Origin of the sequence: Leucobacter chromiiresistens (assembly GCF_001477055.1) — a bacterium.
GTDB lineage: Bacteria > Actinomycetota > Actinomycetes > Actinomycetales > Microbacteriaceae > Leucobacter > Leucobacter chromiiresistens_A.
Genome location: NZ_LDRK01000014.1, coordinates 1 through 24,936, shown reverse-complemented (window position 1 = coordinate 24,936; position 24,936 = coordinate 1). Strand labels below are relative to the sequence as shown.

Annotated in this window: 24 protein-coding genes; 11 read left to right on the top strand and 13 right to left on the bottom strand. The window is 70.3% G+C overall.

Annotated elements, in window-relative coordinates; all coding sequences use genetic code 11:
• The coding region (locus NS354_RS03110) for a GntR family transcriptional regulator (protein ID WP_153002097.1) at positions 1-655 on the bottom strand (655 nt) is incomplete at its 3' end.
• A gap of 61 nt (positions 656-716) precedes the next feature.
• On the opposite strand from NS354_RS03110, the gene NS354_RS03105 reads away from it, so the two are divergent.
• Positions 717-1,364 carry a YczE/YyaS/YitT family protein gene (locus tag NS354_RS03105; RefSeq protein WP_058593154.1) on the top strand — a complete coding sequence of 216 codons (648 nt, stop codon included), beginning with the start codon at positions 717-719 and terminating at the stop codon, positions 1,362-1,364.
• 26 nt (positions 1,365-1,390) lie between these two features.
• On the opposite strand, the gene NS354_RS03100 is transcribed toward NS354_RS03105, so the two are convergent.
• The 5 genes from NS354_RS03100 to NS354_RS03080 all read right to left on the bottom strand — a co-directional run bounded on the left by NS354_RS03100 (position 1,391) and on the right by NS354_RS03080 (position 7,009).
• On the bottom strand, positions 1,391-2,806 hold the full coding sequence (locus tag NS354_RS03100) for an APC family permease (RefSeq protein WP_058593153.1): 1,416 nt from the start codon (positions 2,804-2,806) through the stop codon (positions 1,391-1,393).
• A gap of 150 nt (positions 2,807-2,956) precedes the next feature.
• Complete coding sequence (locus NS354_RS03095) at positions 2,957-3,757, bottom strand: ABC transporter permease (protein ID WP_058593152.1); 801 nt, start codon at positions 3,755-3,757, stop codon at positions 2,957-2,959.
• Positions 3,754-4,614, bottom strand: coding sequence for an ABC transporter permease (locus NS354_RS03090; protein WP_058593151.1), 861 nt, complete (start codon positions 4,612-4,614; stop codon positions 3,754-3,756). The genes NS354_RS03095 and NS354_RS03090 overlap by 4 nt, the downstream gene beginning before the upstream one ends.
• 11 nt (positions 4,615-4,625) lie before the next feature.
• Positions 4,626-5,813, bottom strand: a complete 1,188-nt coding sequence (locus NS354_RS03085) for an ABC transporter ATP-binding protein (RefSeq protein WP_430735991.1) — start codon at positions 5,811-5,813, stop codon at positions 4,626-4,628.
• Positions 5,810-7,009, bottom strand: a complete 1,200-nt coding sequence (locus NS354_RS03080) for an ABC transporter substrate-binding protein (RefSeq protein ID WP_058593150.1) — start codon at positions 7,007-7,009, stop codon at positions 5,810-5,812. The genes NS354_RS03085 and NS354_RS03080 overlap by 4 nt, the downstream gene beginning before the upstream one ends.
• A 257-nt stretch (positions 7,010-7,266) precedes the next feature.
• Here NS354_RS03080 and NS354_RS03075 point away from each other — a divergent pair, with 257 nt between their 5' ends.
• Both NS354_RS03075 and NS354_RS03070 read left to right on the top strand, forming a co-directional pair.
• Positions 7,267-7,734: an Lrp/AsnC family transcriptional regulator gene (locus tag NS354_RS03075; RefSeq protein WP_010156571.1), complete on the top strand. Its 468-nt coding sequence runs from the start codon at positions 7,267-7,269 to the stop codon at positions 7,732-7,734.
• 2 nt (positions 7,735-7,736) lie between these two features.
• Complete coding sequence (locus tag NS354_RS03070) at positions 7,737-9,131, top strand: aspartate aminotransferase family protein (protein WP_058593149.1); 1,395 nt, start codon at positions 7,737-7,739, stop codon at positions 9,129-9,131.
• Positions 9,132-9,335: 204 nt separating this feature from the next.
• Here the strand turns inward: NS354_RS03070 and NS354_RS03065 are convergent, their stop codons facing one another.
• Positions 9,336-10,400 (bottom strand): hypothetical protein, encoded by a 1,065-nt coding sequence (locus NS354_RS03065; protein ID WP_058593148.1) that lies wholly within the window; start codon positions 10,398-10,400, stop codon positions 9,336-9,338.
• Between the two features lie 332 nt (positions 10,401-10,732).
• Between NS354_RS03065 and NS354_RS03060 the strand changes: the two genes are divergently transcribed.
• Positions 10,733-11,383, top strand: coding sequence for a hypothetical protein (locus NS354_RS03060; protein WP_153002096.1), 651 nt, complete (start codon positions 10,733-10,735; stop codon positions 11,381-11,383).
• A gap of 122 nt (positions 11,384-11,505) precedes the next feature.
• On the opposite strand, the gene rpsO is transcribed toward NS354_RS03060, so the two are convergent.
• A complete protein-coding gene (gene rpsO, locus NS354_RS03055) occupies positions 11,506-11,775 on the bottom strand; it encodes a 30S ribosomal protein S15 (protein ID WP_010156567.1) in 270 nt (89 codons plus the stop codon).
• Between the two features lie 282 nt (positions 11,776-12,057).
• Here rpsO and NS354_RS03050 point away from each other — a divergent pair, with 282 nt between their 5' ends.
• Both NS354_RS03050 and NS354_RS03045 read left to right on the top strand, forming a co-directional pair.
• Positions 12,058-13,287 carry an ammonium transporter gene (locus NS354_RS03050; protein WP_058593146.1) on the top strand — a complete coding sequence of 410 codons (1,230 nt, stop codon included), beginning with the start codon at positions 12,058-12,060 and terminating at the stop codon, positions 13,285-13,287.
• Between the two features lie 92 nt (positions 13,288-13,379).
• Complete coding sequence (locus NS354_RS03045; RefSeq protein WP_058593145.1) at positions 13,380-14,216, top strand: inositol monophosphatase family protein; 837 nt, start codon at positions 13,380-13,382, stop codon at positions 14,214-14,216.
• A 15-nt stretch (positions 14,217-14,231) separates the two neighbouring features.
• On the opposite strand, the gene NS354_RS03040 is transcribed toward NS354_RS03045, so the two are convergent.
• Together NS354_RS03040 and NS354_RS03035 are read right to left on the bottom strand one after the other, a co-directional pair.
• A complete protein-coding gene (locus NS354_RS03040; RefSeq protein WP_058593144.1) occupies positions 14,232-15,173 on the bottom strand; it encodes an NTP transferase domain-containing protein in 942 nt (313 codons plus the stop codon).
• A complete protein-coding gene (locus NS354_RS03035) occupies positions 15,167-16,462 on the bottom strand; it encodes a molybdopterin molybdotransferase MoeA (protein ID WP_058593143.1) in 1,296 nt (431 codons plus the stop codon). Before NS354_RS03035 ends, NS354_RS03040 begins: the two co-directional genes overlap by 7 nt.
• A gap of 82 nt (positions 16,463-16,544) precedes the next feature.
• Here NS354_RS03035 and fdhD point away from each other — a divergent pair, with 82 nt between their 5' ends.
• Both fdhD and NS354_RS03025 read left to right on the top strand, forming a co-directional pair.
• The gene (gene fdhD / locus NS354_RS03030) at positions 16,545-17,498 is read left to right on the top strand and encodes a formate dehydrogenase accessory sulfurtransferase FdhD (RefSeq protein WP_082677872.1); all 954 of its coding nucleotides are present in this window, start codon (positions 16,545-16,547) and stop codon (positions 17,496-17,498) included.
• Complete coding sequence (locus NS354_RS03025) at positions 17,495-19,819, top strand: FdhF/YdeP family oxidoreductase (protein ID WP_058593141.1); 2,325 nt, start codon at positions 17,495-17,497, stop codon at positions 19,817-19,819. Before fdhD ends, NS354_RS03025 begins: the two co-directional genes overlap by 4 nt.
• Before the next feature lie 106 nt (positions 19,820-19,925).
• On the opposite strand, the gene fmdA is transcribed toward NS354_RS03025, so the two are convergent.
• Both fmdA and NS354_RS03015 read right to left on the bottom strand, forming a co-directional pair.
• Positions 19,926-21,179: a formamidase gene (gene fmdA, locus NS354_RS03020; RefSeq protein WP_058593140.1), complete on the bottom strand. Its 1,254-nt coding sequence runs from the start codon at positions 21,177-21,179 to the stop codon at positions 19,926-19,928.
• 43 nt (positions 21,180-21,222) lie between these two features.
• Positions 21,223-21,510 (bottom strand): FmdB family zinc ribbon protein, encoded by a 288-nt coding sequence (locus tag NS354_RS03015; protein ID WP_058593139.1) that lies wholly within the window; start codon positions 21,508-21,510, stop codon positions 21,223-21,225.
• Between the two features lie 246 nt (positions 21,511-21,756).
• On the opposite strand from NS354_RS03015, the gene modA reads away from it, so the two are divergent.
• From modA to moaA, 3 genes are read left to right on the top strand one after another with little or no spacing between them, the layout of a single operon-like run.
• Positions 21,757-22,593: a molybdate ABC transporter substrate-binding protein gene (gene modA, locus NS354_RS03010; protein WP_058593138.1), complete on the top strand. Its 837-nt coding sequence runs from the start codon at positions 21,757-21,759 to the stop codon at positions 22,591-22,593.
• On the top strand, positions 22,590-23,456 hold the full coding sequence (locus tag NS354_RS03005; protein WP_430735990.1) for an ABC transporter permease: 867 nt from the start codon (positions 22,590-22,592) through the stop codon (positions 23,454-23,456). Before modA ends, NS354_RS03005 begins: the two co-directional genes overlap by 4 nt.
• Positions 23,457-23,514: 58 nt before the next feature.
• On the top strand, positions 23,515-24,609 hold the full coding sequence (moaA, locus tag NS354_RS03000; protein WP_058593137.1) for a GTP 3',8-cyclase MoaA: 1,095 nt from the start codon (positions 23,515-23,517) through the stop codon (positions 24,607-24,609).
• A 17-nt stretch (positions 24,610-24,626) separates the two neighbouring features.
• Here the strand turns inward: moaA and NS354_RS02995 are convergent.
• On the bottom strand, positions 24,627-24,936 hold a 310-nt coding region (locus tag NS354_RS02995; protein ID WP_058593136.1), incomplete at its 5' end, for a molybdenum cofactor biosynthesis protein MoaE.

Sequence of the window (24,936 nt, the reverse complement as noted above, 5' to 3'; positions counted from 1 at the left end):
GCAGCTCGGCGACGAGCGCCCCCGTCGCGGCGAGCGCCTCCCGCGCGTGCGGATAGCTGGGCGATTCGATCAGGCTGCGATCCCCGCGCCGCAGCAGCGTGCGTGCGATGAGGAAGATCGCGTGCTGCGCGCCGAGCGTGACCATGATCTGCTCGGGGGTCGTCGGGAGCCCGCGGGCGGCGTAGCGGTCGGCGATCGCGGCGCGCAGGTCGGGCAGGCCGAGCGTGTCGTAGCCGATCAGCTGGAAGGCGGCCGCGTGCTCCTCGGCTGCGCGCGCGTTGAGCGCCGCGAGCCCGCTCCAGGGCTCGGGGCACGCGCTCGACAGGTCGATTCCGCTGATCGTGCCCGACCAGAGACCGTCGCGGGTGGCGCCGGAGCCGCGCACGACGGTGCCCGATCCGCGACGGGACCGCACCACCCCGGTCTCGCGTAACCGCTGATACGCGGCGGCGACCGTGGTGCGGCTCACGCCGAGGGTCTCGGAGAGGGGGCGCTCCGCGGGGAGCGTCGTCCCCGGCACGATGCGCCCATCGCGCACGAGGAGCGCGACGCTGTCGGCGAGCTCGAGGTAGCCGTGCCCGGCACCGCGCCAGCGGCCGAGGAGGTCGGCGAGCCGGCGAGCGCTCAACCGCTGGGCAGTCCACATCTCAGGCATGCGGCCACTGTATGCGAGGTGGCCCCTTGCGGGCAATGCCAATCGGCGGTGGACTGGCACCGTGATCCGAAGACTCGCCCAGCTCATCCCCGGCCTGCTGCTCTACGGCGTCGCCGACGCGTTCATGATCGAGGCCGCCCTCGGCGTCGACCCGTGGACGGTCTTCGCCCAGGGCCTCTCCCTGCAGACGGGCCTCGGCATCGGCCTGCTCACCAACCTCATCGGCGTGCTCGTGCTGCTGCTCTGGTGGCCGCTCCGCCAGAAGCCCGGCATCGGCACGCTGCTCAACATCCTGCTCGTCGGCCCCGGCATCGAGCTCGGGCTCTGGCTGCTGCCGACGCCCGAAGCGCTGTGGGTGCGCATCGCGTACTTCACGATCGGGCTGCTGCTGCTCGCCGTCGCGAGCGGCATCTACATCGGCGCCGACCTCGGCCCGGGCCCCCGAGACGGGTTGATGACCGGCATCCACCTGCGCTTCGGCACGCCGATCTGGGTGGGCCGCACCGCCGTCGAGGTGACCGTGCTGCTGATCGGGTGGGCCCTCGGCGGCAACGTCGGCATCGGCACCGTCGTGTTCGCCGCGCTCATCGGCCCGCTCTGCTCGATCACGCTGCCGCTCTTCGCGCCCCGCGCGATCCGGCGCGACCGCGGGGCCGGCACGACGACGCCCGCCGCGCCGCCCGAGGAGCAGAGCACTCTCCGGGCCTGACGCGGCGGGCGCCTCGGCGCACCGGGCTACTCGCCCGTGGACACCTTGTTGAACCCCGTGACCGGCTGGCTCTCGTCGAACGACGCCACCTTCAGGCGGAACCCGCGGGTGATCACGAGCAGGTACACGAAGCCGAGCGCGCTCCAGATGAGCCCGCCGAGCAGCGCGTGGCCGTCGAGATTGACCCACAGCAGCCCGGTCAGCAGCGTGCCGAGCACCGGCATCACGATGTAGGTGAAGATGTCCTTCGGCGTGCGCCTGCGCCCCTGGCGAATCGCGAACCACGCGATCACCGACAGGTTGACGAAGGTGAACGCGATCAGCGCGCCGTAGTTGATGTACGCCGCGATCATCTCGAGCGTGAAGGCGATCGCGAGCAGCGAGATCGCGCCCGTCAGCACGATGTTGAAGGTCGGCGTGTGGGTGCGGGGGTTCACGTACCCGAAGAACTTCTGCGGCAGCACGTTGTTGCGGCCCATGACGAGCAGCATGCGCGAGACCGACGCGTGCGACGCGAGCCCCGAGGCGAGGGTCGCCGCGAATCCGGCCGCGGTGAGCACCGCGGAGAGCAGCTTGCCGCCGACGAGGTCGCCGATGATCGGCAGCGTGCTGTCCTCGACGTACTGCATGTCGCCGCCCGGGGCGAACTCGTTCCAGTCGGGGAACCGCTGCTGCGTGAAGAAGCTCGCGACGAGGAAGATCGCGCCGCCGATCACCACGGTCAGCAGGATCGCCTTCGGCATGATCTTCGGGGTCTTCGCCTCCTCCGCGTACATGGTCACCGCGTCGAAGCCGATGAACGAGAAGCAGACGATGGTCGCCCCCGCGAGCACCGCGCCGAACTCCACGCCGTCGTGGAAGAAGGGCCGCATCGTCACGACGCCGTTCTCGCCGGCTCCGCCGGAGAGCTGCAGGATGACCATGAAGACGAAGATCGCCATCACGACGATCGAGAAGACGAGCAGCAGCATGTTGACGTTCGACGTGCCGCGCATCGTGAGGTAGATGACGGTCGTCACGAACAGCACGTACACGATGACCCACACGGCTCCGGGGACGCCGGGGAAGAACGCCTCGAGGTAGCTGCGCAGGATGAGGCAGTTCACCATCGGCAGCAGCATGTAGTCGATGAGCGCCGTCCAGCCCACGAGGAAGCCGACGTTCGGGTGCATCGATTCGCGCGCGTACGTGTACGCCGACCCGGCGCTGGGGATCGCCCCCGCCATCTTCCCGTAGCTGATCGCCGTGAAGATCATGACGATGAGCGCCACGGTGTAGGCCAGCGGCACGACGTTGTTCGTGTCCCGCGCCACCAGACCGAACGTGTCGAACACCACGGTGGGGGTCATGTAGCCGAGGCCGAGGCCGACGATGGCCCAGAGCCCGAGGCTGCGCTTGAGACGAGCACCGTTCGATGACGCCGGTGCAGACAGAGCTGACATGTTCTCTCCTTCAAGAACGCAGCTGCCTCGCGACGCGATTCCGCTCGGCAGCCCTGGTGCGGCGACGAGGAATTCGCCAAGCACACATCTTGCACCCGCGCGCCGCCCGGCGCAAGCCGGACGTGCCCGGGGCGCGTCCGGCCCGCGCCGCTACCCGCGGGCGAGGCGCTTGCGCCGCGAGATGTTCACCATCTGCACCACGATCACGAGCAGCAGTGCCGCGACGAACACGATCGACGCCAGCACGTTGGCCTGCGCCGGCACGCCCTTCAGCGCCGACACGTAGATGAACTTCGGGAAGGTCGTCGCCGTGCCCGAGTTGAAGTTGGTGATGATGAAGTCGTCGAACGAGAGGGCGAAGCTCAGCAGGGCCGCGCCGATGATGCCCGGCGCGAGCATCGGCAGCGTGATCCGCCAGAAGACCTGCACCGGGGAGGCGTAGAGGTCGCGCCCCGCCTCCTCGATGGCGGGGTCGAGGCTCGCGACGCGCGCCTTCACCGCGACCACCACGTACGAGATGCAGAACATCGTGTGCGCCAGGATGATGGTGCCGATGCCCTTCTCCACCCCCGCGAGCAGGAACTGCGCGGCGAGACCGGCGCCCAGCACCACCTCGGGCGTCGCCATCGGCGTGAAGAGCAGCAGGCTGACGGTCGATCGCGCCCGGAAGCGGTACCGCACGAGTGCGATCGCGATCAGCGTGCCGAGCGTGGTCGCGATCACCGTGGCGACGACGCCTACGAGGATGCTGTTGCCGAACGCGGTGCACACCTGCGGAGCGCCGCAGGGGTTCTCCCAATTGCGCAGCGTGAACCCCCGCCAGAGGATGTTGTTGCGTCCCGACTCGTTGAAGGAGAACACGATGACGTGCAGGATCGGCAGCAGCAGGTAGATGAGCACGATCGTGCTCACGACCGGCACGAACGCGCGCCCGAGACTGAACCGCTTCACAGCAGATCCTCCACCCCGCTCTTGCGCACGTACGTGGCGACGAGCACGAGGATGACGATCATCAGCATGATCGAGAGCGCCGCGGCCATCGGGTAGTTCTGCGTCTGCAGGAAGTTCGATTCGATGACGTTGCCGATCATGGTCGTCGACGTGCCGCCCAGGAACTCGCGCGACGCGTTGACGTAGTCGCCCGACATCGGGATGAAGCTGAGCAGCGTGCCCGAGACGATGCCCGGCATCGAGAGCGGCAGCGTGACCCGGCGGAACGTGGTGAGCGGAGACGCGTACAGATCGGCTCCCGCCTCGAGCAGACGCAGATCGAGCGCCTGCAGCGACGCGAACATCGGCAGCACCATGAACGGGATGAAGTTGTAGACGAGGCCGAAGATCACGGAGAAGTGCGTGCCCACCAGTTCGCTCGGGAGGATCGCCTTCCACGCGAGCGTGCGCAGCAGGAAGCTGATGAAGAAGGGGGCGATGACCAGGATCAGCAGGATCCCCTGCAGCATCGGCCTCGATCGCGCCTTCACGCCGATGAGGTATGCGAGCGGGTAGCTGATCAGCAGCCCGATGACGGTCGCGGTGAGCGCGTACACGAATGACCGCGCCAGGTGCGGCCAGTACTCCTGCAGCGCCGCCCAGTAGTTGGAGAACTGCGCGGCCGCGACGTACTGGCCGATGCCGCCCGTGTCGGCCGGGGCCTGCAGCGAGGTGAGCGCGAGCTGCACGAATGGAGCGACGAAGAACAGCAGCATGTACGCGACGCCCGGGGCGAGCAGCAGCAGCGCCACCCACCCGCGCTTGCGCGGAGCCTGATCCACCTGCTTCGCGCTCGCGGAGAACGCGGTGAAAGCCATGATCGCCTCCCCTACTCTGCGAGCGCGGCCTGCGACGCGATCGCCCGCGTCGAGAGCTCGGAGTCGACGGTGCCGGTATCGAGCGGGTCGTCCGCCAGGCCGAAGGTGTGGTCGACGCGCCAGCTCAGCCAGACCTCGTCGCCGAGCGCCGCGGTCGGCCCGGCCTGCAGGTTCTGCGCGAAGACCTGCACGTCGCCCGCCCCCGGCACCGCGACGGTGTACTGGGTGCTGACGCCGATGAAGGAGACGTCGGTCACCCGCCCCGGACCGAGGGTGTTCAGCTGCGCGTCCTGCGGCGGCTCGGCGTGGGCGAGCGTGAGCTTCTCGGGCCGCACGCCCACCGTGATCCGCCCGCTGCTCCGCTCGCTCCGCTCGCGGGGCACCGACAGCCGCGCACCCGAGAACTCGGTGTGCAGCACCCGGTCGGTCGATCCGGCGACCTGCACGGAGAACAGATTCGACTGCCCGAGGAAGTTCGCGACGAACACGGTGCGCGGCAGCTCGTACAGGTCCTCGGGCGCGCCCATCTGCTCGATCCGGCCCCGATGCATCACCGCGACGGTGTCCGCCATCGTCATGGCCTCCTCCTGGTCGTGGGTGACGTGCAGGAAGGTGAGTCCGACCTCCTGCTGGATCTGCTTCAGCTCCTGCTGCATCTGGCGGCGCAGCTTCAGATCGAGCGCGCCGAGGGGCTCGTCGAGCAGCAGGAGCGCGGGGCGGTTCACGATCGCGCGCGCCAGCGCCACGCGCTGCTGCTGGCCGCCCGACAGCTGCTGCGGCTTGCGATCGGCCACGTGGTCGAGTTCGACCAGCCGCAGCGCCTCGTGCGCCTTCGCGGCGGCATCGGCGACGCGGCGGCGGCGCAGCCCGAATGCGACGTTCTCGAGCACCGACATGTGCGGAAACAGGGCGTAGGACTGGAACACCGTGTTCACCGGCCGGCGGTGCGGGGTGAGATGCGTCACGTCCGAGCCCCCGATGAGGATGCGACCCGCCGTCGCCTCCTCCAGGCCGGCGACGAGGCGCAGCGTCGTCGTCTTGCCGCACCCGGACGGGCCGAGCAGTGCGAAGAACGACCCCGCGGGAATCGTCAGGTCGAGATGCTCGATGGCGGTGAACCCCGGGAAGCGCTTCTGGATCCCCTCGAGCCGGAGGTCGGCGCCCGCCTCCGCGAACGCGCTCCGATCCGCCACGCTCACAGCCCCAGCACGTTCTGGAACTGGGTGGAGTACTTCTTGTCCTCCTCCGCCGTGAGCGTGCGGAACGGACGCAGGTGCTTCCAATCCTCCTCGCTCGGGAAGATCAGCGGGTTGTCGGCGTTCTCCGGGTTGACCTGCCGCATCGCCTCCTGGGTGCCCTTCACCGGGGGCACGTACGTCACGTAGTCGGCGACCTGCGCCATGATCTCGGGGTCGTAGTAGAAGTCGATGAGCTCCTCGACGCGCGCCTTCGCCTCGGGCGACGTGCCGTTGGGCACGGTGAACGAATCGGCCGCGATCATGCCGCCCGACTCCGGGATCTCCAAGGTCCACTGGTTGTCGTTCTCGGCGTTCAGCATGATCACGTCGCCCGACCACGCCATCGCGGCCAGCGCGTCCCCCGTGATCAGATCCTGCGTGTAACTGTTGCCCTTCACGTTGCCGATCTGCCCGCTCTGCAGTGCGTCGTCGAGCCACGCCATCGCGGCGTCGAACTCGGTATCGCCCCACTGCCCGCCGGGATCGTGCCCGAGACCGGCCAGGATGAGGCCCACGGTGTCGCGCATCTCGCTCAGCACCACCACCTTGCCCTTGAGCTTCGGATCCAGGAAGTCGTCGAGCGTTTTGATGCCGTTCGGCACCGCCTCCGTGTTCCACACCCATGCCGTCGCCGGGAGCTGCCACGGGATCGAGAACTTGCGGCCCGGATCGACGTCGAGGGCGTCCCACTGGGCGTCCACCAGGTTCGCGGTCACGTTCGGCAGATTGCCGTAGTCGAATTCCTGCACCTGGTTGGCGGTGATGAGGCGGCCGTTCATCCAGTCGGTCATCGTGATCGTGTCGTAGCCGGTGTGGTCGCCGAGCTGCAGCTGATCCTTGATCTTGCCGTAGAAGGTGTTGTTGTCGTCGATGTCCTCGACGTACTGCACCTCGTACCCGGCCTGCTCCTGGAACTGCTCGAGCGAGGGGTAGGTGCCCGCCGCGTCGTCGTAGTCGAGGTAGTACGTCCAGTTGCCCCAGATCACGCCGTCTCCCCCGCCGCCTCCGCCGCCCGAGCACGCGCTCAGGCCGAGCGCCCCGAGGCCCACGGCTCCCGCGGCGGCGCCCCGGAGGAGCTGGCGGCGGTCGAGTTGCTGACCTCTGATCATCCGGACGATGTCGCGGATGATGGGATCTTCGGGCTGACGAAGGACCATGAGATATCTCCCTTGATTCTCATATGCGACGGCACACCACCCGTCAGGCGGCAGTGCCAGGGGTGCCTCGAATATGGCATAGACCCGACGCCGTGCCAAGAGCCGCCGTCGCGCGACCCGGTTTCGTCATCGAACGGTTACCGTTCGGAGACATCGGAGGGCGACTCCTCCCCGAGAACGTGGAAATACGCTGAATCGCGATCCGTATTCTTCGGATTCCTTTGCGTTTTCACGATTCGACTGCAAGAATCAGAAGCGTGAGCAGCAAACGCAATGCGCCGGCGCTCGATCCCACGTCGAAAGCGATCATCGAGCAACTCCAGCGCGATGGCCGTCGATCGTACGCCGAGATCGGCAAAGCGGTGGGCCTCAGCGAGGCCGCCGTGCGTCAGCGCGTGCAGAAGCTCACGGATGCCGGAGTCATGCAGATCGTTGCCGTGACCGACCCGATGCGCCTGGGCTTCACCCGCCAGGCCATGCTCGGCATCCGCGTTTCCGGCGACACCAGGGTCGTCGCCGACCGCCTCGCTGAAATGTCGGAGATCAGTTACGTCGTGCTCAGCGCGGGCTCCTACGACATCCTCGCCGAGGTCGTCTGCGAGGACGACGACGGATTGATCGAACTGCTCAACGAACAGATCCGCAAGATCGAAGGCGTTGCGTCGACCGAATCGTTCGTCTACCTCCAACTCACCAAACAGAAATACGACTGGGGAACACGATAACCATGTCTTACGATCCCACTGCAGCGGTGGACACCGCCGCGCTCCAGGCCTCGGCCAAGAAGCACATGTGGCCGCACTTCACCAACCGCAAGGTGCTCAACGACGGCATTCCCGTCATCACGCGCGCCGAGGGCCACCACATCTACGACTCGCACGGCAAGCAGTACATCGACGGCCTCGCAGGGCTCTTCGTGGTCAACGCCGGCCACGGCCGCGAGCGCATCGTGCAGGCCGCCGCCAAGCAGATGCAGCAGCTCGACTTCATGCCGATCTGGTCGTACGGCCACCCGGCTGCGATCGAGCTGTCCGAGCGTCTCTCGAGCTACGCGCCCGGCGAGATGAACAAGGTCTTCTTCACCACCGGCGGTGGCGAGGCTGTGGAGTCGGCGTTCAAGCTGGCGAAGCACTTCTGGAAGATCAAGGGCCAGCCGATGAAGCACAAGGTCATCTCGCGCTCGGTCGCCTACCACGGCACCCCGCAGGGCGCGCTGGCCATCACCGGCATCCCCGACATGAAGAAGTTCTACGAGCCGCTGACCCCGGGCGGTCACCGCGTGCCGAACACGAACTTCTACCGCGCAGACGAGATGGGCGCCCCGTCGGACGACCTCGAGGCCTTCGGCCAGTGGGCTGCGAACCGGATCGAAGAGGCGATCCTCTTCGAGGGCCCCGACACCGTCGCCGCCGTCTTCCTCGAGCCGGTGCAGAACTCGGGCGGCTGCTTCCCCCCGCCCCCCGGGTACTTCAAGCGCGTGCGCGAGATCTGCGACCAGTACGACGTGCTCCTCGTCTCGGATGAGGTCATCTGCGCCTACGGCCGCATCGGCGACTTCTTCGCGTCGAAGGCCCTCGGCTACGAGCCTGACATCATCACGTCGGCGAAGGGCATCACCTCGGGCTACGTGCCCCTGGGTGCCATGATCGTCTCCGACAAGGTGTCGGAACCGTTCAACTCGACCGAGAACACCTTCTACCACGGCTTCACCTTCGCCGGTCACCCGGCCGCGGCTGCCGCGGCCCTCGAGAACTTCAACATCTTCGAGGAGGAGGACCTCAACGGCCGCGTGCGCGAGAACAGCCCGCTGTTCCGCGCCGAGCTCGAGAAGCTGCTCGACATCGACATCGTCGGCGACGTGCGCGGCGAGGGCTACTTCTTCGGCATCGAGCTGGTGAAGGACAAGGCCACCAAGGAGACGTTCAACGAGGAGGAGTCGGATCGACTGCTCCGCGATTACCTCTCCCCCGCTCTGTGGGAGGCCGGTCTCTACTGCCGCGCCGACGACCGTGGAGACCCCGTCATCCAGCTCGCTCCGCCGCTGACCATCGGCCCGTCGGAGTTCGCCGAGATCGGCGGCATCCTCCGCAGCGTGCTGAAGGACGCGTCCTCCAAGATCTGAGGCGCGTTCCGGCAACGGGTGCGGCCCTCTCGCGATTGCGAGGGGGCCGCACCCGTTTTGCGCGCCGGGTGGGCGCGGCGTTCGCGCGATCGCGGCCGCGCGCCCGTGGCCGAGCGCCCGCGCCGCCTGCGCTCGACCAACCATGCGCGAGACCGAGGGTTCGCGCTGAGAACGAGGCTTCTGCACGGCGCGAAACACTCGGTCTCAGCGGAATCGCGCGCGCTCGCGTCTGCGAGGATCGCGACCGCGCGCAGCGCCAGTCGCGACCACGCCCTCCAGCTTCGGCACCCGCAGCCCGAAGGCCCGCAGCCGCATGCCCAGGCCGCGCGCGCCTGACAGGTGCGGCGATCCCCACCTGACCAATCCGTTGCCGGTCGTCCCGCGGATGTCGTCCTCCCGCTCCTTCTCCTGCAGCACCACCTCCTCAGCACTGCGCCCGCCCCGGAGCGCGGGATCGAGGTACTTGATGCGGCCGTCCACCTCGCCGAACGTTCGCTGCCCGATGAACTCGAAGTCGACTCGGTACTGCGCACCGTTCGAGCCCACGACGGACACTTGGATCGCGACCGGAACCCCCAGCTGCGCCAGGTACAGCCGGCTCACGCTCTCGGCGGGCGAGTCCGCACGCCCATCCGCGAGTTCGACGATGCTGCGCCCGCGCCGCACGCCGCGACGCCCGGCCATCTCGTCGAGGCGCCGCAGCTGCGTCGAGCGCCACGCCTCCTCCGCTTCCTCGTCCCGACCGCCGGCGCGGCAGGTGAACAGGGCTCGAAGCGCCGCGTCGGCGGCCGTGATCGCCGTCTCGGGCTCGGCGGCGCGGGCGAGGTCGAGCACCGTGCGGGTGAGACTGGTCACCCGCACTCCGGCGACGCGCGTCTCCTCGTCTGCGTCCCATACCGCCGCATGCCGCATCACCGTCGCCGAGCTGCGCCCCGGCGACTCCGCCGGGGTCAGTGCATGCACGCGCAGGTCGGGCACGCGGAACAGGGGCAGCCCCCAGAGCACGGCGGCCGATTGATGCGAGAACAGCGGATCGAACCGCGCATTCAGCTCAGCGACTGCGATGGTGCGCGCGAGCAGTCGTTGCTCCGGAAACCACGCATCCCACACGGACGCCGCGACGAAGCAGCCCCGCGTCACCCGTGCGAGCTGCCCCACCCGCACGCCCGCCTGCGCCGTGCGCACCTCCGTGTCGCCCAGTGCCTCCCTGAGAAAGATGAGTGCGTCGCGGGTTCGTCGAATGCGATCGATATCGGTGACATGCTCCATACGAGCATGGTGGCCGTACATTCAGCTGACGCTCGTTGTTCTCCACAGAATGCTCGCAGCCGCCCGAGGTCGACGCGATGCGAGCTCGTGTGCACGAAGATGATGGAAGATGATGCCGGATCCGAATACCGTCCGCAGCGCTGCCTCCTGGGCCAGTCATCGAGGCCGAGGGTTCGCGCTGACAGCGAGGTTTCTGCACTGCACGGAACCCTCGGTCTCAGCGGAATCCCTCACGCTCGGCGAATAAGTCACGGTCTCGACGGGATGCCTCGCGCCCAGGGAATGGGTCGCAGTCTCGGCGGAAGCGAGGCGTCGCGGATAAGCTTCGCAGTATGAGCAGCTCCGAGCCCCAGCAGCCCCATCCCCCGCAGGCGCAACCACCCCAGTACGCGCCGCCGCCGCAGCAGCAGCAACCGGCGCAGCAGCTGGATCCTCAGCAGCAGCAGCAGTACGCGCAGCCTGATACTCGACAGCCGCACCTGCAACCGCCCGTGCAGGAGCAGCACCAGCAGGCGCCGCCGTACGCGCAGCACCAGTACGGGCAACCCGGCGCGCAGCAGCAGTACGCGCAGCAGCAGTACGCGCAGCAGCAGTACGGGCAGCAGCAGTACGCGCAGCAGCAGTACGCGCAGCCGGGCACTCAGCAGCGCAACCAGAGCGCTACCGGCAGCCTGAACGTTCCGGGCATCATCGCGCTGGTGCTCCTGCTGCTCACCACGTTCGTGCCGCTGCTGACTCCCTCCCTCTACCGCGCGTCCGTGAGCTCGGATATGTTCTACGCCCTCATCCCCCTCATACCGGGAACGAATGCGCTGCTCCTGCTCATCGCAGGCGCGCTGGCGATCGTCGGCCTCGTCGTGCGCCGCCTGACCCGTTGGCGCTGGACCGCGATCGGGGCCGCCGTTGCGGTCGCGGTCGGCTTCCTCTCGCTCGCCTTCTCGTGGATCGGGAATCTTCTGATCGGCATGCCCGCGTTCTACTGACGCGAGCCGGAATCAAGCCGGCCCGCCACGCAGCAGCGCCCGCCACGCAGAAGCGCCCGCCACCGTGAGGTGACGGGCGCTTCGCAGATGGTGCTTCCGGCGATCGCCGGAGGACCTGCAGACTAGCGGCGCAGACCGATGCGCTCGATGAGCGAGCGGTAGCGCTCGATGTCGACGTTCTGGAGGTAGCCCAGGAGACGACGACGCTGGCCGACGAGCAGCAGGAGGCCACGACGCGAGTGGTGGTCGTGCTTGTGCTCCTTGAGGTGCTCGGTCAGGTCCTTGATGCGACGGCTGAGCATGGCGACCTGAACCTCAGGGGAACCGGTATCGCCGGGCTTCGTCGCGTATTCTTCGATGATCGCCTTCTTGACATCTGCTTCAAGTGCCATAGGGATCCCCTTCCTCTTGCTGCGCGGCGCCGTCAGCGGGGTGCTGGGGCTCTCTTTATCCGCGGCCGTTCGAACGGCAACCTGCACAGCTTATCACCGATCGGCCTCGAGCGCTGCGCGCGCCGCCGCAGCGCGCCGCCTCCCCCGCGCGTGCGCATCCGTCATCCGACCGAAACATATCCGGTACGACATCGAAACGACGAGGAGACGGCTGCGAAACACCGGCAGCGCACACTGGTTCCACTGCGGCGGGCCTGGTCCGCTCGAGAGAAAGGCACCAGCATGGAACTCACTCCCTCAGATGTGTGGACGCTGACGAGCGCGGCACTCGTTCTGATCATGACCCCGGGGCTCGCCCTCTTCTACGGCGGCCTCGTCCGCGTGCGCTCCGTCGTCAACATGATGCTCTTCAGCGTGAGCGCAATGGGCGTCGTCGGCGTGCTGTGGATCCTCTTCGGGTACAGCATGAACTACTTCGCCGAGGGCGAGGGCGGCTTCGCGGGCAGCCCGTTCAAGGACTTCGGTCTCATCAGCACCGACCCGGCGAGCTACATCGGCGTCGGGTTCGGCGCGGTCTTCGCGATGATCACGACCGCGCTGATCTCCGGCGCGATCGCGGACCGCGTGGGCCTCGGCTCGTGGGTGCTGTTCTCGGGCGTGTGGGCCACCCTCGTCTACTTCCCGGTCGCCGCATGGGTCTGGGGCGGTGGCTGGATCCAGAACCTCGGCAGCACCCTCGGCCTGCCCGACGTGATCGATCTCGCCGGCGGCACGGTGATCCACATCAACGCCGGCGCCGCCGCGCTCGCCCTCGCTCTCGTGGCGGGCAAGCGCATCGGGTTCGGCAAGGGATCGCACCAGCCGCACAGCATCCCGCTCGTGACGATCGGCGCGGCCCTGCTCTGGTTCGGCTGGATCGGCTTCAACGGGGGCCTGGCGACCGAGACCGGTGAGGCCGGTCTGATCCTGGTCAACACGCTCGCGGCCCCGGCGGCCGGCATCGTCGGCTGGATCCTGGTCGACGTGATGCGCGGCAAGAAGCCCGGAGTAATCGGCGCGGCCTCCGGAGCGGTGGGCGGTCTCGTCGCCATCACGCCGGCCGCGGCGAGCCTCGCACCGGTCTGGGCGCTGCTCCTCGGCCTGATCGCCGGCATGGCGTGCGCCGTCGCCATCGAGTGGAAGTACCGTCTCGGATACGACGATTCGCTCGACGTGGTGGGACTCCACCTGGTCGCCGGCGTGATCGGCTCGCTCTACCTCGGCTTCTTCGCCTTCTCCGACGGGCTTTTCACCGGCGGCGACGCGGGGCTGCTGCTGGTGCAGGCGATCTCGGTGGTCTCGGTGATGGTGTACTCCTTCGTCGTCTCCCTGGTGATCGCGCTCGGCGTGAAGCTCGTCACCGGCCTGCGGGTGCCGCAGCAGGTGGAGGAGGCCGGGATCGACTTCGCCGCGCACGGCGAAGAGGCGTACGCGTACGCCGCCCCCGAGGTGGTGCCGGCGCCGACGCGCTGAACCTCCTCCTCAGAACGCGGGGCCCGGTCGATGACGCTCGGGCCCCGTTCTGCTGCCCGCGCCAGGCGGCGCGAGGGGCTAGGCTCGGGGCCATGACCGATTCCTCCGCAGCCGCTTCGACCGATCACGACGCGAAGGGCCTCGCTGAGATCGCGGCGCGCATCGCCGAGCGCGCTGCAGCGCGCATCCTCGAGCTCCGGGCGCAGGGCGTGTCGGTCGCCGCGAGCAAGTCGAGTGCGACCGATGTGGTGACGGCGGCCGATCAGGAGTCGGAGCGGCTCATCGTCGCGGCGATCCAGGAGGTGCGGCCCGACGACGGCATCCTGGGCGAGGAGGGCACCGGCATCGCGGGGTCGAGCGGCATCACCTGGGTGATCGACCCGATCGACGGCACGGTCAACTACCTCTACGATCTGCCGGCCTACGCCGTGAGCATCGCGGCGACGGTCGCAGACGGGGCCGCGTACGCCGACGGCCGGCGCGCGATCGCGGGCGCGGTGTGCAACCCGCGCACCGAGGAGCTGTTCGTCGCCTGGCAAGGCGGCGGTGCGACTCGCAACGGCGAGCCGATCCGCATCACCGGCCAGGAGGATCTGTCGGTGTCGCTCGTGGCCACCGGGTTCGGCTACACCGTGGAGCGCCGCACGCGGCAGGCCGAGATGGTGGCGCGCGTGATCCCGCGTGCGCGCGACATCCGCCGCAACGGCTCGGCGGCTTACGACCTCTGCATGCTGGCCGCCGGCCGCATCGATGCCTACTACGAGGAGGGCCTGCAGCCGTGGGATTACGCGGCCGGGGTGCTCATCGCGAGCGAGGCGGGCGCGACGCTCATCGGGCGCGACGCGGCGACGCCCCCGGGAGAGCCCTTCATGGTCGTGGGATCGGCCGGTCTCGTGGAGGAGCTGCGCTCGCTCGCACTCGGCGCCTGACGGAGCCGCGCACCGTCACTGCGACGCGTCGCGGTCGTCCTTCCACGCCGCAGCGCGCTCCGTGAGCCGGTCGGCGAGGCCCTGCAGACGATCCGGATCCGCCGCCCCCGCCCGGCCGTACGCCACGCCGAGCAGGAAGGTGGAGAGCGGAGCCGCGGGCCGCGCGACGTCGTGCGCGACATCGCGGGCGACGTCGAGCACGGTGCCGATGCGCACGGCGTCGGGTTCGACGCCGAGTTCGGCCGCTGCGGCGACGAGCCAGGCGTCGAGGGCCTCGGGCGGGAGATGGTGCGATTGCGGCATGGCGCCTCCAGGTGAGCGGGTGTCGGTCTCAAGGGTGGTCCCCGCATTCGCGGGGTCGGGCGGCAGCAGCGCGCGGCGCGCCCGCTCGAGGTCTTCGGGGGTGTCGATGTCGGCGACGGTCTTCGCGCTCGCGTCGAGCGGACGAAGACGCAGGGCGTCCATGACGCGGCGCAGCGGGCGCCCCGCCACGTCGCCGCCGAGCGCCGCGACCGCGTTGCGCAGCGCGGCCACCCGGTAGCGGCCGGCGAGCCACTGGGCGCGCCCGTCGGGGTCGCGCAGCAGCACCCCGTCCTCGTCGCTCGACGGGGCGCTCACGCGCAGACGGGCGACGACCTCGTCGGGTCGCACCAGGTCGCAGGCGAGCAGCAGCACCTCGTCGATCTCCGGCGGGAGAACCGCGAGGGCGGCGGCGAGCGCGGCGAGCGGCCCCGAGTACGGCGGCTGCTCGCGCACCGTCGTGCAGCGGGCGGGTGCTGCGCCCGGCGGGCCCACCACGATCGGCGCATCGACTCCGGCCTGCTCGGCGGCGGCCACGGCGCGCTCCACGAGCGGCACTCCTCCCAGCTCGAGCGCCGCCTTGTCGACACCGCCGAGCCGGGAGCCGCGTCCGCCAGCGAAGACGACGGCGCCGAGTCGCGCGGGCGCGGTCACCATGCGACGACGACGGTCTCCACCGTCTCCCCCGCCGCCACGTCGCCGCGCCCCGGTTCGACGATGGCGTACCCCTCGGCGGCGCCGTGACGGCCGACGGCGTGCGAATACCCCCGCGGCTCCACCGCGGGCGCGCAGCGCAGGCCGTCGGGGGTGCTGCGCACTCGGACGGGGAGCACCTGCGTGCGGTCGGCGCTGCCCCGCCAGCCCGAATCGACCGTGGCCGGCACCCGGGGGCGGTGAAGTCTCGAGGCCCCCTGCAGGTGCCGCAGCGCGGGCCGCACGAAGAGCTCGTAGCTGACGGCCGCGCTCACCGGGTTGCCCGGGAGCGCGAAGATCAGCGAGCCGCCGCGCAGACGCCCGAAGCACTGCGGCTGCCCGGGCTTCACGGCGACGCGCACCGCACGCACGCCCGGCTCGGCGGCGAGCGCGATCCGCACGACATCGTGGAGGCCGGGCCCCACGCCGCCGGTGGTGATCACCGCGTCGACGCGGCCGTCGATCCGGGCGAGACGCGCGGCGAGGCCGGATGCGTCGTCGTCGCTCACGGCGACCGAGACGGGCTCGATGCCGTCCTCGGCGAGCAGGGCGGCGAGGAGCACGGAGTTCGATTCGGGGATCTGCCCCCGCTCGAGCGGGGCGCCGCTCGAGCGCAGCTCGGACCCGGTGGTGATCACGGCGACGCTCGGGCGGGGGCGCACCCGCACCTCGGACACGCCGGCGGCGGCGATCGCGGCGGCGCGCCGGGCGCCGAGCTGCTCCCCCGCCGACGCGATGCGCTCTCCCGCGACCACGTCCTCGCCGCGCCGGCGCACGTGCGCGCCCGGCTGGGCCGCCCGCAGCACCGTCACCCGGTGCTCGGCCCAATCGCCCGGTTCGCCCTCCGCTCGGGTCTGCTCCACCGGGACGACGGCGTCGGCGGAGCTCGGCAGCGGAGCCCCGGTCATGATGCGCACCGCGGCGCCCGGCGACAGCTGCGGGTCGTCGCCGTGGCCCGCGGCGACTTCGCCGATCACGGCCAGCCGCACGGGTGCGCCCTCCGAGGCGCCGGCGGTGTCGACCGCCCGCACGGCGTACCCGTCCATCGCTGAGTTGTCCCAGAGCGGCAGGTCAATCCCTGCGACCACGTCGGCCGCGAGCACCCGCCCGATGGCCGCGCCGAGCGGTGCCGTCTCGACGGGGAGCGCCGTGACCGCGTCGAGTACGGCCCGCAGGTGCGCGTCGACGGAGATCGGCGCCGATGCCGGAGCGCCGGGCGCAGGCGCGCCCCGGGGGCGTTCGCGACTCGACATGCGCTGGCCACCCCGCTTCCGAATCCGGTTCGCGCCGGTTCGACGCCTTGCTCCCGATCACCTTCGATGATATCCAAGAGGGGTGTCACGTATCGCAGCGCGTCGGAGAGTGACCCGCCTCACCGTCGGCGGATCCCGAGTCCGACGAGCCGATTTCCTCGCCGTGGAGGAACCCCTCGAGATGCGGGTCGGGGGCACGTCGCTGGCGGTGACCATGCGCACGCCGGGGCACGACGTCGAGCTCGCCGCGGGCTTCCTCGTCTCCGAGGGCGTGATCCACGAGCAGCAGCACTTCTCGGCCGCCATCCACTGCGCGAGCGACGGCGAGCCGAACACGTACAACGTGCTCGACGTGGCGCTCGGCCCCGGCGTCGCACCGCCGGATCCGAGTCTGCAGCGCAACTTCACGACGACGAGCTCCTGCGGTCTCTGCGGCAAGGCGACGATCGACGCGGTGCACACCCGATCCCGCTTCTCGGTCGCCGACGACCCATTCGTCGTCGACGCCGCGACGATCGCCGGCTTCCCCGAGCAGCTGCGCGCGGAGCAGGCGATCTTCAAGCGCACCGGCGGCCTGCACGCGGCGGCGCTCTTCGACGGCCGCACGGGCGAGATGCTGGTGCTCCGCGAAGACGTGGGGCGGCACAACGCCGTCGACAAGGTGATCGGCTGGGCACTGCTGCAGGGGATGCTGCCCCTGCGCTCCACGGTGCTCATGGTCTCGGCGCGCGCGAGCTTCGAGCTCACGCAGAAGGCACTGATGGCGGGCATCCCCATGCTCACCGCGGTCTCCGCGCCCTCATCGCTCGCGGTCGAGCTCGCCGAGGCGTCGAGTCTGACCCTCGTCGGGTTTCTCCGCGGCGACTCCATGGTCGTCTACAGCCGCGACGACCGGGTCTCCGATACCGCCGGCGGCACCGACCACGACACCGACCACGACATCGACGACACCGCCGCCGACGCCCCCGGCCACCGCGACGACGCCGACGACACCGCCGACGCCGCCGACCCCCTCGAGAAAGCAGTGCAGCCATGAGCCCGAAGGCCCCCCGCGAAGACTTCTCCGACGCCGACATCGAGGTCACCGAGCCGAAGGACTACGCCGCCGGCATGGGCGGGGTCTTCCACTCGATGGAGCCCGCAGTGAAGACGCTCGGCCTCGCCCGCACGGCGAAGCTCATGACGAAGATCAACCACAAGGACGGCTTCGACTGCATGAGCTGCGCGTGGCCCGACCCGGAGCACCGCAAGATCGCCGAGTTCTGCGAGAACGGCGGCAAGGCCGTCACGTGGGAGGCGACCCCCGTCACCGTGCCGCGCTCGTTCTGGAAGGAGCACTCGCTCACCTCCCTCGAGGACAAGACCGAGTACTGGCTGGGCATGCAGGGCCGGATCACCGAACCGGTCTACAAGCCGGCCGGCTCCGATCACTACGAGCCGGTCAGCTGGGATCGTGCATTCGACATCGCCGCCGGGCACCTGAACGCCCTCGACCACCCCGACGAGGCGTCGTTCTACACGAGCGGGCGCGCTTCGAACGAGGCGGCGTTCATCTACCAGCTCTTCGCGCGCGTGCTCGGCACGAACAACCTGCCCGACTGCTCGAACATGTGCCACGAGTCGACCGGCACCGCGATGACGTACACGGTGGGCATCGGCAAGTCGACGATCGCGTACAACGACTTCCTCGAGTCCGACCTCATCGTCATCATGGGCCAGAACCCGGGCACCAACCACCCCCGCATGCTCACCGCGCTCGAAGAGGCGAAGAAGAACGGCGCGAGCGTCGTCGCGGTGAACCCGCTGCCCGAGGCCGGGCTGCTCGGGTACAAGGACCCGCAGAAGGTGCGCGGCTACGTCGGCAAGCCCATCCAGATCGCCGACCAGTTCCTGCAGATCCGCTCCGGGGGCGACGCGGCTCTGCTGCAGGCCGTCTCCAAACGGGTGATCGCGGCCGAGCGTCGGGCGCCGGGCACCGTGCTCGATCACGAGTTCATCGCCGAGCACTGCGACGGCTTCGAGGCGTTCGCCGAGCACATCGCGCAGGTCGACGACGCCGCCGTCGAACGCGCCACGGGGCTGTCGGCCGCGGAGATCGACGAGTTCGCGGAGCGCTATCTGCGCGCCGACCGGGTGATCATCGCGTGGGCGATGGGCATCACGCAGCATCGCCGCAGCGTCGACACGATCAAGGAGATCATCAACCTGCTGCTGCTGCGCGGCAACATCGGGCGCCCGGGCGCGGGCGCCTCCCCCATCCGCGGGCACTCGAACGTGCAGGGCGACCGCACCATGGGGGTCTGGGAGCAGATGCCCGACTCCTTCCTCGACGCGCTCGGCGCGGAGTTCTCCTTCGAGCCTCCGCGCGAGCACGGGGTCGACGCGGTGCAGGGCATTCGCGCCCTCGACGAGGGGCGCATCAAGGTCTGGTTCGGGCTCGGCGGCAATCTGCTCGGCGCGATCTCCGACACGAACCTGGCCGAATCCGCCATGCGCAAGACCCGGCTGAGCGTGCAGCTGTCGACGAAGCTCAACCGGTCGCACGTGATCACGGGCGAGGAGGCCCTGATCCTGCCGGTGCTCGGGCGCACGGAGGTGGACGTGCAGCTCAGCGGACCCCAGTACGTCACGGTCGAGGACACGGTCTGCGCGGTCCACGCATCGCACGGGCAGGTGCCGCCCGTCTCCGACCAGGTGCGTTCGGAGATCGCGATCATCGCCGGCATCGCCCACGCGACGCTCGGCTCCCGGCACGGCATCGACTGGCTCGCCATGATCGACGACTACGACGTGATCCGGAATCACATCTCCCGAGTCGTGCCCGGCTGCGAGGACTACAACGCGCGGACGCGCCGGAAGGACGGCTTCCTGCTGCCGAACGGGCCGCGCGACGAGCGGCGGTTCGACACCGCGACCGGCAAGGCGCGCATCACGGTGAACGAGCTGGAGCACGTCGAGTGCCCGCCCGGCCGGCTGATCCTGCAGACCGTCCGATCGCACGATCAGTTCAACACGACGATCTACAGCCTCAACGACCGGTATCGGGGCATCAAGAAGGGGCGCTCGGTGATCTTCGTGCACCCCGACGACCTCGCCGAGCTCGGCCTCTCCGATGGGCAGACGGTCGACATCTTCAGCGAGTGGAAGGATCAGCCCGATCGCGTGCTCCGCGGGTTCCGCACCGTGGCGTACCCGACGGCGCGCGGATGCGCCGCCGCGTACTTCCCGGAGGCGAACGTGCTGGTGCCGCTCGACAGCACCGCGCTCGAGAGCGGCACCCCGGTGTCGAAGGCGGTCGTGGTGCGGCTCGAACCCTCGAACACGCCCGTGGGGGTGGGCCGGCCGGTCACGGTGTGAGCCCGGCCGGGTGGCCGCCCCGCGGCGCGCGCATGTCGCGTCGCGGAGCGACCACCCGAACTGCGGCGCACCTCAGGCGGCGGCGCACCTCAGGCGGCGGCGCGACTCAGGCGGCGGCGCGCGGTGCGCCGATGCCCGGATCGATCTGCGCCGGCCCGGCCTGGGAGGGGCGCGGGTCGAAGTCGAAGATCTCCGTCGGCAGGTAGACCGTGGAGCATGAATTCGGGATGTCGACGACGCCCGAGAGGCGGCCCTCGATGGGCGCTGCCCCGAGCAGCAGGTACGCCTGCTCGGGGCTGTAGCCGAACTTCGTGAGGTACTCGATGGCGTGGAGGCACGCCCGCTGGTACGAGAGGTGCGAGTCGAGGTAGCGCTGCTCGCCGTCCAGCGTCACCGACGTGCCCGAGAAGGCGAGCCAGTGGCTGTACTGCGGTTCGACGTTGCCGGGCATGAAGATCGCGTTCTCGTGCACGCCGTAGGTCTCCATGCCGTTCGGGATGAGGTCGACGCGGAGGTCGATGAAACCGCCCATCTCGATCGCGCCGCAGAAGGTGATCTCGCCGTCGCCCTGCGAGAAGTGCAGGTCGCCGACGGAGAGGTTGGCGCCGTCGACGAAGACGGGGTAGAAGACGCGCGAACCCTTCGTGAAGTTCTTGATGTCCTGGTTGCCGCCGTTCTCCCGAGGCGGCGCCGTTCGCGCCGCCTCGCTGCCGACGCGCGCCCACTCCGCGCGGTCGAGGCCTCCGAGCACGGCGTGGTCGGCTTCGGGCGGCAGTGCGAGCGGGGGCACGCGGTCGGGATCCGTGGCGATGAGCGCGGCCTCGCGCGCGTTCCACTTGGCGAGCAGCCCGGCCGACGGCGCCGTGCCCATGAGCCCCGGGTGGATGATGCCCGTGAACGACACCCCCGGCACGTGTCGCGACGTGGCCGTCTGGCCCGAGAAATCCCAGATCGCCTTGTACGCGTCGGGGAACTGATCGGTGAGGAAGCTGCCGCCGTTGCGCTTCGCGAAGATGCCCGTGTACCCCCACCCCTGCCCGGCGAGCGGCCCCGAATCCTCCTGCGGGATCGGACCGACGTCGAGGATGTCGACGATGAGCAGGTCGCCCGGCTTCGCGCCCTCCACGCGGAACGGGCCGCTCAGGGTGTGCACGGTGAGGAGCGGGGCGTCGAGGATGTCCTGCGCCGAGTCGTCGTTGACGATCGCCCCGTCGAACCACTCGCGGCAGTCGACGCGGAAGGCATCGCCCGGTTTCACCGTGGCGACGGGCGGGATCTCGGGGTGCCAGCGATTGTGGCCCACCTGCTCCTGCTCGGTGAACTTCTTGCTGGAGTCCAGTCGGAATACGTGTTCGGGCATCGGGTCGTCCTCTCCTCCGGTTCGGGTGCTGCGGGTCGTACGGTCAGGGCCTCGGCAGCTTCGCGTGCAGCGGATTGCGGCTGACGGGCTGGCGCGGCGCGGCGCCGCGACCGGGCAGGCGATCCACCACCTGCGGCTCGTGCGCGCTGCGGGCGGCGCGATCGAGCAGGCCGTACGCGCTGCCGCCCGAGGCGGAGAGGTGCGGGGCGGTGATCACGCGCTTCGCCAGCGCCCCGCAGGCGGCGCACGCCGCCTGTCGCGGCACGTCGCTCATCGAGTACATCGCGTCGAACTCGCACCCCTCGGCGCAGCGGAAGCGGTAGTTCGGCATCAGCGCGCCCCGATCCGGTCGCTCGCGCGGCTGCGGCCGCCCGGGCTCCCCGACTGCTCTCGTTCGGGCCGTCTGCGCATTCCGATCCCCTCTCGCCGCACTGCGTGAAGAGCGGCCGAGGTCTCCCCCGGCCCAGCTCGTCGACCGGCTCCGGTGCCCGGAGGGTCGCTCTGCTCCAGAAACTAGTGGGAGATCCAACTCGCGTCAACCGTGTGCGCGCTCCATCGGTCTCATACACTGAGAGCCATGACCGAGGCCGTGCGCGACCGCTTCCGGCGCGCCGGCGCCGCAGGGATCGCCCTCGCCCTCCTCGCCCTGATGGGCTGCGGAACGGCCCCAGCCGAGAAGGAGGCCGTCGGCGACGGGGCCGGATCGCAGCTGTCGGGCAGCCTCACGATCGCAGCGGCGGCGTCCCTCCAGGAGGTCGTGACGGAGGTCGCCGACGACTTCACGGCGGAGCACCCCGACGTCGACATCCGCGCGCTCACATTCGACGGCTCCTCCGTGCTCGCCGCGCAGATCGTGGCAGGCGCCCCCGTCGACGTCTTCGCCTCCGCCGATGCGGCCACCATGCAGCGCGTCGCCGACGCCGGCCTGCTCGCCGCCGACCCCACGCCCTTCGCGACGAGCACCCTGCAGATCGCGGTCGCCCCGGGAAACCCGCTCGGCATCGACTCGCTCGCCGATCTCGGGAGCGGCGGAGCGGCCGGGCCGACGCCGACGGTGGTGCTCTGCGCGGCGGAGGTGCCCTGCGGCGCGGCCGCACGCGCGCTGCTCGACCGCGACGGCGTGGAGGTGCAGGCCGCCAGCGAGGAGCAGAACGTCACCGCCGTGCTCACGAAGGTCGCCTCCGGCGAGGCTGACGCGGGCCTGGTCTACCGTTCGGATGTGCTGCGCTCGGCCGGCGAGGTCGCGGGCGTCGAGATCCCCGGAGCGGAATCCGCCTCGGGCGAGTACCTCATCGCCCCGATCGAGGGGTCGGCATCCGCAGCCGCCGCTCGGGAGTTCGCGCGTTTCCTGCTGACGGACGCCGCGCAGGAGCGTCTGCGGAAGCTCGGCTTCGGCCCGGTGCCGGGGGCATGAGCGAGAGCATGAGCGGGGCTGCGAACGAGGCCGGGATCGTTCGACGCCCGACCCGCCGGCCGGCGAGCGGCACCCGGCGCGCGGTGCCCGCCCTCGTGATCGTGCCCGCGCTGCTCGGCGGCGCCCTGCTCGTGCTCCCCCTCATCGCGCTGCTCTCGCGCATGGACTGGGCGGCGCTCCCGGCCACCCTCGCCGCGCCCGAGACGGGAAGCGCGCTGCTGCTCTCGCTCGGCACCGCGGGCGCGGCGACGGTCTGCTGCGTCGTGCTCGGCGTGCCCCTCGCCGTCGTGCTCTCCCGGGCGCGCGGCTGGTGGGCGGTGCTGCTGCGCGGAATCGTGACGCTGCCGCTCGTACTGCCGCCGCTCGTCGGCGGCCTCGCGCTGCTCTCACTGCTCGGGCGCGGCGGAGTACTCGGCGACGCCCTCGCCGACGTCGGCATCCGAATCCCGTTCACCCCGGCCGCCGTGGTGATCGCGCAGACGTTCGTCTCGCTCCCGTTCCTCGTCATCTCGGTCGAGAGCGCCCTGCGCACCCTCACCCCCGCCTTCGCGGACGCCGCCGCCACCCTCGGCGCCTCGCCCGCCGCGACCCTCTTCCGGGTCACCCTGCCGCTGATCCGCACCGGTCTCATCGCCGGCGTCGTGCTGTGCTTCACCCGCGCCCTCGGCGAGTTCGGTGCGACAGCGCTCTTCGCGGGCAACGCCGGGGGCACGACGCGCACCGTTCCGCTGGCGATCTACACGGCGTTCAACGGTGCGGGCGTGAGTCAGGACACGGCGCTGACGCTCTCGCTGATCCTCATCGCCGTCGCTCTCGCCTCCCTCTTCGTGGTGCAGGGGCGCGCCTCCGCTCGCGCGATGTGACACTCACCGCCCGCCCCGGAGCGCAACTGCTAGGGTGGCGCGCAGGGGAGGTGCGGCGATGCCGAAGTCGATGCCCGTTGCGCGACCGCGAGGGCGCGCCCGGCAGCTGCCCGCGACGGGAGGCGCCGGTCTCGCCGACACCCGCGGGCGGGCGCTCCGCGACCTCCGCATCTCGGTCACCGACCGGTGCAACTTCCGCTGCGTCTACTGCATGCCGAAGGAGCTCTTCGGCAGCGACTACCCGTTCATGGAGCGCGACGAGTTGCTCAGCTTCGACGAGATCGAGCGGGTCGCCGGCGCGGCCGTGAGCCTCGGCGTCGACAAGCTGCGTCTCACGGGCGGCGAGCCGCTGCTGCGCCGCGGCATCGAGGAGCTCATCTCCCGCCTCGCGGCGCTGCGCACGCCCGACGGCCGGAAGCCCGACCTGGCGCTCACCACGAACGGCTCGGCGCTGCGGGTCAAAGCGGCCGGGCTGCGCGAGGCCGGCCTCGATCGCGTCACCGTCTCCGTCGACTCGCTCGAGGAGCACCGGTTCCAGGCGATCAACGACGTGCGGTTCCCGCTCGCCCGCGTCTTCGACGGCATCGACGCCGCTCGCGAGGCCGGCCTCGGGCCCGTGAAGGTGAACGCCGTCGTGAAGCGCGGGGTGAACGACGACGAGATCGTTCCGCTCGCCGAGCACTTCCGGCAGCGCGGGCACGTGCTGCGCTTCATCGAGTACATGGACGTCGGCGCGAGCAACGGGTGGGTGCTCGACGACGTCGTGCCGTCGGCGGAGATCGTCGCCCGCATCGACGCGGTGCACCCGCTCGCGCCCGTCGCCGAGACCCGCGAGGGCGAGACCGCGAAGCGGTGGCGCTACCGCGACGGCTCCGGCGAGATCGGTGTGATCTCGAGCGTGACGGGCGCGTTCTGCGGTACGTGCACGCGGGCGCGGGTGTCGGCCGACGGCAAGCTGTTCACCTGCCTGTTCGCGTCGCGCGGCTTCGATCTGCGCGATCTGCTGCGCTCCGGGGCGGGCGACGAGCAGGTGCGGAGCGCGCTCGCGGGCGTGTGGTCGGTGCGCGACGACCGCTACTCGGAGCTGCGCGCGCAGCTCGGAGACGCGGCTCCGGATCGCGAGCGCATCGAGATGTCGTACATCGGCGGCTGACCGCGCTGCCGCGCCCGCTACAGCCCCACCCACTCGCTCACGCCGTCGGCGAAGTGCTGCCGCTTCCATATGGGTACCTCGTGCTTGATGCGCTCGACGAGACGCTCGACGGCGGCGAAGGCCTCGGCGCGGTGCGGCGCGGATGCGGCGGCGACGAGTGCGGCGTCGCCGATCCGCAGCGCTCCCACGCGGTGCACGGCGGAGAGCCGCAGCCCCGTGGCCGCGCGCTCGGTCGCGACGCACTCGGAGATGAAGCGCTCCGCGTCGGGGTGCGCCCGGTAGTCGAGCGCCGCGACCCCGCGCCCGCCGTCGTGGTCGCGGTCGCTC